The sequence below is a fragment of the Streptomyces sp. NPDC058157 genome, from assembly GCF_042884105.1.
GTDB lineage: Bacteria > Actinomycetota > Actinomycetes > Streptomycetales > Streptomycetaceae > Streptomyces.
Window position 1 is genome coordinate 35,335 of sequence record NZ_JBHVUQ010000053.1, and the last position, 9,864, is coordinate 45,198.

Here is a 9,864-nt window from a genome sequence, read left to right on the forward strand (position 1 = left end):
AGCTGAAAAGGGGTGTATTTGGGATTACATCCCCCGTGTGGAGCGAGATGGCGAAATCTAAGTCTTGGGCGAGTCTTTCTGCCCCGTCAAGCTAGGGGATGAAGTTCGCGTGCAGCCAGTCCTTTACGCAAGGATTTTCTCCGTGGCTCTGGAGGGTCCGCCGGGCAGGGAGTCGGAATTTGGGCAGAGTTCACCCCGGGCCGCCCGGCCTCCCGAATTTCGGGTTTCGCGAGCGAGATGGGATCCCCATCGTCGGTGACGCTATCGGGTATTCCGTCGAACGCGCAACCCGAACTCCCGTCCGCTTGAAGGGAGTTGGCGGATCCGCTTGTGAAAGCATCGCACATAGGGCGCATGCCATGCCATTCAGGGCAAGTTGGACATCCAGTCGACATGGTTCGGCTGGCCGGTCCCAATCAACTACTGATTGACAGTCACGCTCTTGTCAAATTAGCCTCGTGGTCTGCACCATGCGACCGGCATGGGAATCCCGGGAGAGAGCAGGCGGCGCGTGGAGACGGGTGAGGAGTTCGGGCCCTGGCTGGCCCGACAGCTCAAGCTTGCGGGCAAGACCCAGGCCGAACTGGCCGACGAACTCAAGCTGACTCGGGCAGCAGTGTCCGCATGGATCACCGGCAGGTCGACTCCTCGTCCGATCGTCATGACGGACATCGCCAGTGCGCTCGGTACGGACGTGGGTACGGTGCACACCCGCACCACCGATACCCAAGCCGGCCTCCCGGTCACCTGGTACCACCGCCCAGGCTATCCCGATGGCGGCCGCGACCTGGGCAATGCCGCCGCCTTCGCCTTCGACGCCGACGTGCAGGTCCTCGCGCGAGAGACGTGCCAGAACAGCCTGGACGAGCGGCTGACGGAGAACGGCCGACCCGTCAAGGTCCGTTACACCCTGCACGAGCTCACCGGCGAGGCCCTGGACGCCTTCCGCGAGGCGATCCTCTGGAACGATCTCTTTCCGCACTACGTCGCCGTCTCGGAGACCGCCGGCAACCAGAAGGTCGGTCGGGTCGTGGACGCCGGGGTGCGCGACATGTACGAAAAGGGACGTTTGATCCTGCTGCGGGTCGACGATTACAACGCTTCCGGGCTGATCGGCGACGATTACGCGGACGGCAAGTTCGCCGCCGTGGTCAGACGCCAACTCGAGAGCCTCAAGTCAGGTCCTGGTGCCGGTGGGTCGTACGGCTTGGGCAAGGCGACGCTGTGGGCCACCAGCTCCCTCGGGCTCGTGCTCATCAACTCCACTCTCTCCGTGCCTCACGAGGGGCGCACCGAACGACGGGTCATCGGCCGCCTCGAACTTCCCTGGCGTGAGGTCGACGGCGAGTCGTATGCAGGGCCGGCTTGGTTCGGGCGCCCTGATCCCGACTCGCCGGGGGCCATGGTCGCCCGCTCCTGGTGGGCGGACGAGGAGACCGTGGAGAACCTGTATCTGGCTCGGGAGAGCGACGAACCCGGCACGTCCTTCCTCATCGTCGGTGCGCACGATGTGGCCGGCCTCGCGGCGAACTCCTCCGAGTCCGACGACGGATTCATCGGCGAGGAGGAGAGCGATGAGGACACGCGTGACATCAACACGATGCATGCCCGACTGGTCGAAGCACTGGGACGTGACTTCTGGGCCGCGATGACCGGCGGGGGCGGCAAGCTCCCCCTCCTGGAGGTCTCCGTCCGAGCCCTGCGCAACGGCAAGGAGGTCGTGGCGGAGCAGCAGGTGGACCCGTCTGTCCAACAGCCCGCGCGGACCCGTGCCCTGAGGGCGCACTACGAGGGCACCACGGTGGATCGCCTCACCGAGGCCGGGCAGGTGGCGGTGCGGACCGTCCCGTTGAAGCTGCCGCTGTCCGGGGGCGCCCATGGGACCTTCGGTACCCACCAGGCGGTCCTGCTCGTCACGGAGGCCGAGGGGGACAGGGACGGGGCGAAGAACCGGATGCACTCGCTGCGCGGCAATCGCATGACCGTCAAGAAGACCGTGGTCCCGCGGCTGCCGAACAGCACCAACCCGTTCCAGGCCGTTCTGCTGGTCGGGGAGGCAGCCGGAGAGACGGCCCCCTTCGCGAAGGAGGCCGAGGACTTCCTGCGTGCGGCGGAACCTCCCGAGCACGACCGTTGGGGTCAGACGGAAGAGCTGACACTGCGGTGGTCACCGTCCGCGTACCGGCGGATCAACGCCCTGACCGCCGAGGCCAACAATGCGGCGCGAGAACTCGTCGCACGGCCGAAGCGGGGAAGCGGCGAAGGAGGTGAGGCGCTGCGCAAGGCGTTGACGGTGCGGACGAGGCCCAAGGCCAAGACACCCGTCGGTCCCGCGGTTCCCTTCCTGGACGGGCTCGACGCGACGGTCGGCGAGGCCGGGGAGTGGAGGATCACCGGCGAAGTGAGCATTCCGCGTGGCGACGAGATCACCCCGATGGTGCCGGTGGCCCAGCTGGACGTGCGCTCGGGGAGCCGCCCCAAGCTGGACTGGGCGGAGCTGGTGGGGGTCCAGGGCTGCGAGGTGGTGGATGGAATGCTGTGCTTCACGCCCGGCGCGCGGCGTGCGAAGTTCCGAGGAACCACCGACGTCACCAGCCACCCGGTCAGGACCATGCTCACCCGTCTCGTCGTCGAACTTCGTGCCGGTAAGGGGGAGTGACACGTGAAGTTCTACCCTTACAAGCGGCTCAACAGGCCGATCACGCTCAGAGTGACCTCTGTTTCCCTCAAGCTCTCCGACGGCACCCGCGACCAGTTGGAGACCACCGCGTACTCGAACCAACAGCAGGCGGTCGCGCTCGGCATCGCGGGCCACACGGAATGGGTGAGTGCGAGGATCGGCGTTTCGGCGACGCTGCCGCCCGGAGCGAACGCACCGGACGCGCCCTGGTCGGATCTGCGCGTCCTCGCCGTGCTCACCGACGGTGAGACCAATGTCCGGACCTCTGTGCATCTCATGCTCGACGCGGAGGACGGCCGGGACTGGTCCGGTTCGCTGGAGGTCTGCCGTGACGATCACCTGGGGCGGGCTTCCGTCGCCGTGTACGCCGTCGGGACGGTGGAGGGGGTGCGCGGACGGTCGATCGCCGAGACCGACCGGAGCTGGATCATCGACACGGTTTCCGACGAGCCGGTCGCCGGGCTCCAGCTCGACGTTCAGAAAGCGTCGTTCAAGAAGAGCTCCCGGGCATGGCTCCAGGCCTACGCCGACGCGCCCTGGATCGTGGACACCTCGGCCAGAGTCCCCACCGTGTTCGTGAACACCGATGTCGAAGGTGTCATCGATCTGCTGGACGGCAATGGCTCGGCTGTGGACGGCAAGGTGCGTGACCTCTTGGTCGCCCAGATGTCCACCGACGTCTGGACCGCGGTCTTCCACGGTGCCATCGGCGATCTGGAGGTGGAACCCGGTGGTGGGCCGGTCTTCCCCACCGACTGGCAGGGCGAGGTGTTGCGGGAGATGCTTCCGGACGTGATTCCCGGCGTCCACGTCGAGGAGGCCCTACGGCAGGTCCACCGCCGGCGCACCGGCGAATCGGGCTGGGTGGAGTTGCAGACGCGCATCCATTACGCGGCGGTCCGCCGCGCCGACGCCACCAAGGCGCTTGCCTTCGTCATCCGCAGTCTGGAACAGATGAACCGCGAGAGTGAGACGTGATCACCCAACCGAACCACGTGCCGGAGCGCCTGGGGCTGCTCGCCACCTCTGCCGTCGATTCCTTCCTCACCGAGGAGCTGCTCAAAGGCGACCAGGTTCACGGTGGCATCGATCTTGCGAAGGTCGTCGACCCGCTCCCCGAGGACGACGCCAGGTGGCGGGTCGAGCCGATCCGGAGCCTGGTGGAGGACGCCATGTTCGAGTTCCGGGAGGACCGCACCCGCGCCGACGCCTGGCTCGCGCCACGCCTCCATGCCACGCTGCGTCTGACGCGGCGAGAAGCGGCGGACAAACGTCTGTGGACCCACCTCGCCCTGGCTGTGGCCCCGGACTATGTGGTCTGGCGGCATCTGTCGGAGCCGACGGCGAACAGGCCGGAAAAGCGCGTCGCCGCCGAGCGCTTCCGTGGCCCTGCGGACCGCCAGTGTTTCTCGCGCCTGTGGTGGGCGGCCGAACTCTTCAGGAACGGGTCCGACTACGAGCCGGTCGGGGTTGCCTGCGGAAATCAGGACCTCATCCATACGGTTCTCCGAAGCGAGCTGATCGACCACCGTCCCACCGCCCAGGCCCTGGTCCGTCTTCTGGAGAGCGGCCAGGTCACCGGCGGGCGAGCGATCAACGGCCTCAGCGTCGCGATCAATGCGGCGGGAGCGACCTTGATCTACGACATCCTCGCGCCGGACGAGCCCCGTGACCCCGCCCGACTGAGGGACTGGATCGCGGAGGCGGAATCGGCGCCACCGGTCGAGCGGTACGAACTGCCGGACGGGCCCGACGAGGACCCTGTCCCGGAGGAATCCGTGGCGGCGCTCACCGACTACTTCGCGGAGCTGTTCGAGACCGCGCCGGTCAGGGGCAGGAAGAGCGGGGATTGACCGGGAGTGGTGCGTCGGACTACTTCGCCGACGCCTTCTTCTTACGAGGGCGCACGGAGGAAGGGGGCGGCACCTGGTCCTCGGGGGGCGGGCACCTGTCGGTGCAGGCGTCGGCGGCCCCACAGCCACTGCTCCGAAGCTTGGCCTGCTGGTCCTCCGTGGCCGGCGGCCACGGCTTTTGCAACGCTTCCGGGCCCGGCTGGGGGAGCCCCAGGGCGGCGCTCAGCAGGTGGGCACCGAACAGCGGCGGTACCGCGTTGCCCACCTGCTGGGCCTGCGCCGTACCGGACCACGGATAGTCCGGCGGGAAGGTCTGCAGCAGTCCGGCCTCGTTCATGCTGAACCGCGAGCCCTCGTAGACGATGTCCTCGTCGAGGTGCTGGAAGACCACGAAGCGGCTGATCTTGCCGGTGACGGTGAAAGCCGGCTGCCGGTCGCTTCGTACACCTCGTCGTCCCGGGTTGCTGGAACTGCCGTAGTTCGAGCGGACCAGGAACGGAGTGGGGCGCCCGTGGCCTGCCAGGGCATCACCCATCGATCTCCAGGCCTGCCGCTCCTTGCCGCTCGTTGCCTGGGGCTCGTCGGACTGCGGTTCGGTGTCCTCATAGAGGGTCGCCTGGTGGACCTGATCGTGTCCGTTCTTCCCGTTCCTTCGGTTCCATTCCTTGGCTTCGTAGGAAAAATGAGTCGGCGAGGGAAGCGAGGGCTTGCCGAGCCCTTGACGCCGCGCGATCAGCACAGCGCGGGATCGCGTCTGTGGAACCCCGTAGGTCTCGGTGTCGAGGACGTCGACGACGACTTCGTACTTGAACCCGCCGAGCCCGGTCTCCTCCAGCACCTTGGCATAGTGCAACCAGAGCGCTTCGACCTCGCGGACCTGCTCCAGGACGATGACGTCGTACGGGCGGAACTCCCGATTCGGGCTTCTGGTCGCCTGAATCGCGTATCGGAGAGGTTCGAGAACCAACGCGGTGCGCGGATCGGGGAGGGTTTTGAGGCTCTCGTCGATCTTCTCGTCGGGCTCGCCCGCCATCAGCCGCTCGATGTACCCCTTGACCCGGTCCAAGGCCTGGCGTCCGGCGCCGTGCCCGGCCACCGAGTACGTCTGGCATGGAGGGCCACCTGCGAGCACGTTGATCTCAGGCGGCAGGGACTCGAAGGAGTTCCTGCGTACCGCGCTCACGTCGGCGTGAAGGGTGTCCAGCCCGGCCGCGTATCGCGTGAGGCACGCACTTCTGTCCCACTCGATACCGAGACTCGGGATGTCGAGCACCTGCCCGGCGACGTCCAGCCCTCCGGGTCCTGCGAAGAGGTCCAGGACAAAGGGATTGTCGAGGATGGGCTGATGGTGTGCCGAGCTGGTCATGTGGCGGAAGTCTAGCCGGCCGCGAGCGCTCGCGGATCCGCGTTCAACGCTTCGGCGACCGCCCGTCCCAGGGCCTCTCCGACCGGCGGCGGGGTCGCATGTCCGATCTGGCGGTACCGGGCGGTCTTGAGGCCGGAGATCCGCCACGTTTCGGGGAAGGCCTGGAGCAGGGCGGCTTGGTCCACCGTGATCCGTACCAGTCCGTCGTCACCGAGTGACGGATCCCACGTGAAGTCGGGGCCGGGCGGTTCGTTTCCGAAGGACTTCGTGTAGACCCCCATCCTTCGCCACCTGGCCTTCGTACCGCTCGGTCCGAAGTCGGGGCCGCCGTGCGTCTTGGATCCACCCACCAAGGTGGGTGCCACACTCGTCGCCTGGGCCGCCCAACGGTCGGCGGCCGGCCAGCCGCGGGAACGCATCGACGGTGCCAGTGCCGCCCCGACCGACACGTGCCGGCGAACGCTGGGTCGGGGCGGTCGGAAGGCACCGGCCCACTGCTGTTTGACGGCCACGACGATGCCTTGCAAGCGGTGCTGGGGCACTCCGAAGTCGGCCGCGTTCAGGATGAACCAGGTCAGTGCGTAGCCGAGGTGCTCCAGCTCTTCGCGGAGAAAGTCCCGTACCGGTGCCAGAGAGGCCTCGTCGATCAGGGTGGGCACGTTCTCGATGATCAGCGCACGTGGCTGGACGGCGTGGACCAGGTAGGCGGTCGCCTCGATGAGGCGTGATTCGATGTCCGACCGACGCGTCACCGTCGCGCTCGACCTCACCCTGGGGAGGCCGGCTGCCAGCAGATCGACGTCGTACACCTCGGGATGGTCCACGGGGTCGAACTCGAGAAGGTCCGCTTTCAGCACGTTCCAATGCGGCCGGTTGGCTTTGAGCGTGTCGCAGGCAGTCGGTTCGTTGTCCAGGAGGAGCCGAGGCGTGAAACCCGCTCGTTCCATTCCCAGGGCGAGTCCACCTGCCCCCGAGCAGACGTCGAAGAAGCTCAGCCCGCTCAACGATTCCTCCCCCGTCCTGCTGGACTCTCAGTGGTTCCACCGCTGCCGTGATGATCGAGTCCGTTGTGCCGAGCCGCCGGACCACGGCGGTCGTGTCGATTTCATCACGGGGCGAGCACTGCCGCACCGGGTTCCGCCCGGCGGGCCCCGGTGAGCGAGTGGACCAGGCGTCACGCCGAGTGGTGAACCCGGTTGAAACATTCCCGGGTCGTCATCGCGTCGAAGGGGTGGGACGGACGCGAGGGGGGGGGTGGATGCGGCAGGGGCGCAGGTACGGGTTCCGGGAGTTCGCGGCGGGGCGGTCGGGGCCTCTGTATCCGTCGGCCTGTCTGCCGGCGAGCGGTGACGTGCACCTCGCGGAGGACCTGGTGCCGGAGACCCTGTTGCAGGCGCTGGGGGAGCTGGCGTCGAAGGACCGGGCGGTGCTGGTGTTGCGGTACTGGGAGGACCGCAGCGTCGAGGAGACCACGCGACCCGCAAGGAGCCGGCGCTGACGATCGCGCAGCTGAAGGAGATGGCGGCGAGCGAGAAGTGGGCGCAGGCCGCCCGGCCCTCCGCCGGGCGCTGAGGAAGCTGCTGGCCCCGGCTTCCCGGTCGCGCGCACAATGGGCCGTCAGGTGCGAGTGAGCGAGGAGCGTCGGATGGCTGCGCAGGGTGGGGTTCCGGTTCCGGTTCGGGTGAGGGTCGCCGTCGAGGCGGACCTCGAGGTGGCCGCCGAGCTGTTCCGCGGGTACCTGGAGTTCTACGAGGTGGCCGTGGAGGACCCCGGGCGGCCCCGGGAGTTCCTCGCCGAGCGGATCGCCAAGGACGAGTCGCTGGTGCTGCTCGCCGAGGTGGAGGGCGTGGGGACGGTCGGGTTCGCGCAGGTCTACCGGACGTTCTCGTCGCTGGCGATGCGGCCGGTCTGGGTGCTGGGCGACCTGTTCACGGCCCCGTCCGGACGCCGCACCGGCGCCGGGCGGGCGCTGCTGCGCGAGGTGCTGGAGCGGGCGCGGGAGGCCGGGGTGGCGGGCGTGCAGCTGGAGACCGGGTTCGACAACGAGGTCGCGCAGGGGCTGTACGAGTCGGAGGGGTTCGTCCGGGAGGGGTACTACATCTACTTCCGTGAGCTGGGGTGAGGAGCCCTACTTGGCGTCCGCGTAGCACTCCACGACCGCCGTGGTGAACGGGAAGCGGACCGGGGTGTCGCCGAAGGCGATGCGGCCCGCGCGGTCGCCCGCCGCGCGGATCGCCGCGGCGACGGCCCCGGCCTCCTCGGCGGGGCAGTGCACGATCACCTCGTCGTGCTGGAAGAAGACCAGCTCCGCGCGCATGCCGGCGGTGGCCTGGCGCAGCGCGGCGAGCATCAGCAGGGCCCAGTCGGCGGCGCTGCCCTGGACGACGAAGTTGCGGGTGAAGCGGCCCCGGGCGCGGCTGTCGGTCGAGGCGTAGGACGGGGTCCAGCCCGTGGCCGCGGCCTCGTCGTCGCGGTCCTGCGGGATGCCCGCCTCGCCGTCCTCGGCGGCGCCGGCCGGGGGCGGGCAGGTCCGGCCCAGCCAGGTGCGCACCAGGCGCCCCTCCTCGCCGGCGCGGGCCGCGTCGTCCACGTACGCCACCGCGCGGGGGAAGCGGCGGCGCAGGGCGGCGAGGTTCTTGAGGCCGTCGCCGGAGGTCTGCCCGTAGACCGCGCCGAGTACGGCGATCTTCGCCTGCTCCCGGTCGCCGGAGAAGCCCTGGCGCGAGACGGCCGTGTAGAGGTCCTCCGGACGGCCGGCCACCTCCATGAAGGCGGGGTCGCGGGAGATCGCGGCCAGGACGCGCGGCTCCATCTGGTCGGCGTCGGCGACGACGAGCCGCCAGCCCGGGTCGGCGACGACGGCCCGGCGGATCACCTTGGGGATCTGCAGGGCCCCGCCGCCGTGGGTCACCCAGCGGCCCGTGAGGGTGCCGGCGGGGACGAACTCGGGGCGGAAGCGGCCGTCGTGGACCCAGTCGGTGAGCCAGGACCAGCCGTGGGCGGTGTAGATCCGGTACAGCTTCTTGTAGAGGAGGAGCGGCTCGACCGCCGGGTGGTCGACCTCCTGGAGCTCCCAGCGGCGGGTCGAGCGGAGTTTGATCCCGGCCTCGGCGAACGCCTTGAGCACGTCGGCGGGCAGGTCGGGCCGGACCCGGCGGCCGAACGCGGCGGAGACCTCGTCGGCCAGCTGGGCCAGGCGGCGGGGTTCGCCGCCGCCGGCGTAGCGCTCGCCGAGGAGCTCGGTGAGCAGGGCCCGGTGCACGTCGGCCCGCCAGGGCAGGCCGGTGTGGTGCATCTCGGCGGCGATCAGGAACGCCGCCGACTCGGCGGCGGTGAGCAGGCGGAGCCGGTCGGGGTGGGCCGTGGCGGCGTGCCGGCGGGCCTGGTCGGCGTGGACCGCGAGGAGCGCGTCGAGGGGGAGGTGGGTGGCGGGGCGGTGGTGCGGGTCGGCGAGCCCGGCGGCGTCGAAGAGGGAGTCCTGGGTGCGGGCGGTGGCGGGGACGGCGGTGCGCTGCGGGGGGTCCGGCGGGACGGGGGCGCCGGTGAGGCGGGCCCAGGCGGCGGCGGCCGAGCGGGGTTCGCCGGAGCGGCCCTCGTGGCCGAGGAGGAGGAGCTCGGCGTCCTCGACGTCGTAGCAGCGGTCCACGCGGAGGCCGGCGGCGAGGAGGCGGGGGTAGACGGCGGGGGTGGAGCGCCAGATCCAGCGGGTGGCGGGGGGTGCGGTGCGGATCGCTTCCGCGGGGGTGCGGAAGGTGAGGGGGCCCGTGGGGGGAGGGGGGACCGGGGTGGCGTGCCAGGTGCCGTCGGGGGCTTCGGTCAGGGCCCAGGGGGTGGGGTGGTCGCTCACGAGTGCGAGTGTCCCACCGGGGGCTGACAGGGGGGTCGTCTCCCCGCCCCGCCCTTTCGCCGTTTCGGGGGGGGGGGGGGGGGGCGCCCCCCCCCCCCCCCCCCCCCCCCCCGCGGGG

7 protein-coding genes and 1 pseudogene are annotated in these 9,864 nt (G+C 69.7%); 5 read left to right on the plus strand and 3 right to left on the minus strand.

Going from position 1 to position 9,864, the window contains the following annotated elements:
* Positions 1–511: 511 nt before the first annotated feature.
* From ACFVXK_RS16095 to ACFVXK_RS16105, 3 genes are read left to right on the plus strand one after another with little or no spacing between them, the layout of a single operon-like run.
* Entirely contained in the window at positions 512–2,659 is a 2,148-nt protein-coding gene (locus tag ACFVXK_RS16095) for a helix-turn-helix transcriptional regulator (protein WP_389612139.1), read from the plus strand.
* 3 nt (positions 2,660–2,662) lie between these two features.
* Positions 2,663–3,658, plus strand: coding sequence for a hypothetical protein (locus tag ACFVXK_RS16100; RefSeq protein ID WP_389612140.1), 996 nt, complete (start codon positions 2,663–2,665; stop codon positions 3,656–3,658).
* Positions 3,655–4,533, plus strand: coding sequence for a DUF6339 family protein (locus ACFVXK_RS16105; RefSeq protein ID WP_389612141.1), 879 nt, complete (start codon positions 3,655–3,657; stop codon positions 4,531–4,533). Before ACFVXK_RS16100 ends, ACFVXK_RS16105 begins: the two co-directional genes overlap by 4 nt.
* Before the next feature lie 19 nt (positions 4,534–4,552).
* Here the strand turns inward: ACFVXK_RS16105 and ACFVXK_RS16110 are convergent, their stop codons facing one another.
* Together ACFVXK_RS16110 and ACFVXK_RS16115 are read right to left on the minus strand one after the other, a co-directional pair.
* Positions 4,553–5,899 carry a DNA cytosine methyltransferase gene (locus tag ACFVXK_RS16110; RefSeq protein ID WP_389612142.1) on the minus strand — a complete coding sequence of 449 codons (1,347 nt, stop codon included), beginning with the start codon at positions 5,897–5,899 and terminating at the stop codon, positions 4,553–4,555.
* 11 nt (positions 5,900–5,910) lie between these two features.
* Positions 5,911–6,903, minus strand: a complete 993-nt coding sequence (locus ACFVXK_RS16115; protein ID WP_389612143.1) for a DNA cytosine methyltransferase — start codon at positions 6,901–6,903, stop codon at positions 5,911–5,913.
* Positions 6,904–7,157: 254 nt separating this feature from the next.
* Here ACFVXK_RS16115 and ACFVXK_RS16120 point away from each other — a divergent pair.
* Positions 7,158–7,370, plus strand: a pseudogene (locus ACFVXK_RS16120) (hypothetical protein); the annotation flags it as partial.
* A gap of 174 nt (positions 7,371–7,544) precedes the next feature.
* The gene (locus ACFVXK_RS16125) at positions 7,545–8,021 is read left to right on the plus strand and encodes a GNAT family N-acetyltransferase (protein ID WP_389612144.1); all 477 of its coding nucleotides are present in this window, start codon (positions 7,545–7,547) and stop codon (positions 8,019–8,021) included.
* A gap of 6 nt (positions 8,022–8,027) precedes the next feature.
* Here the strand turns inward: ACFVXK_RS16125 and ACFVXK_RS16130 are convergent, their stop codons facing one another.
* Positions 8,028–9,746: a bifunctional 3'-5' exonuclease/DNA polymerase gene (locus tag ACFVXK_RS16130; RefSeq protein WP_389612145.1), complete on the minus strand. Its 1,719-nt coding sequence runs from the start codon at positions 9,744–9,746 to the stop codon at positions 8,028–8,030.
* Between the last annotated feature and the right edge of the window lie 118 nt (positions 9,747–9,864).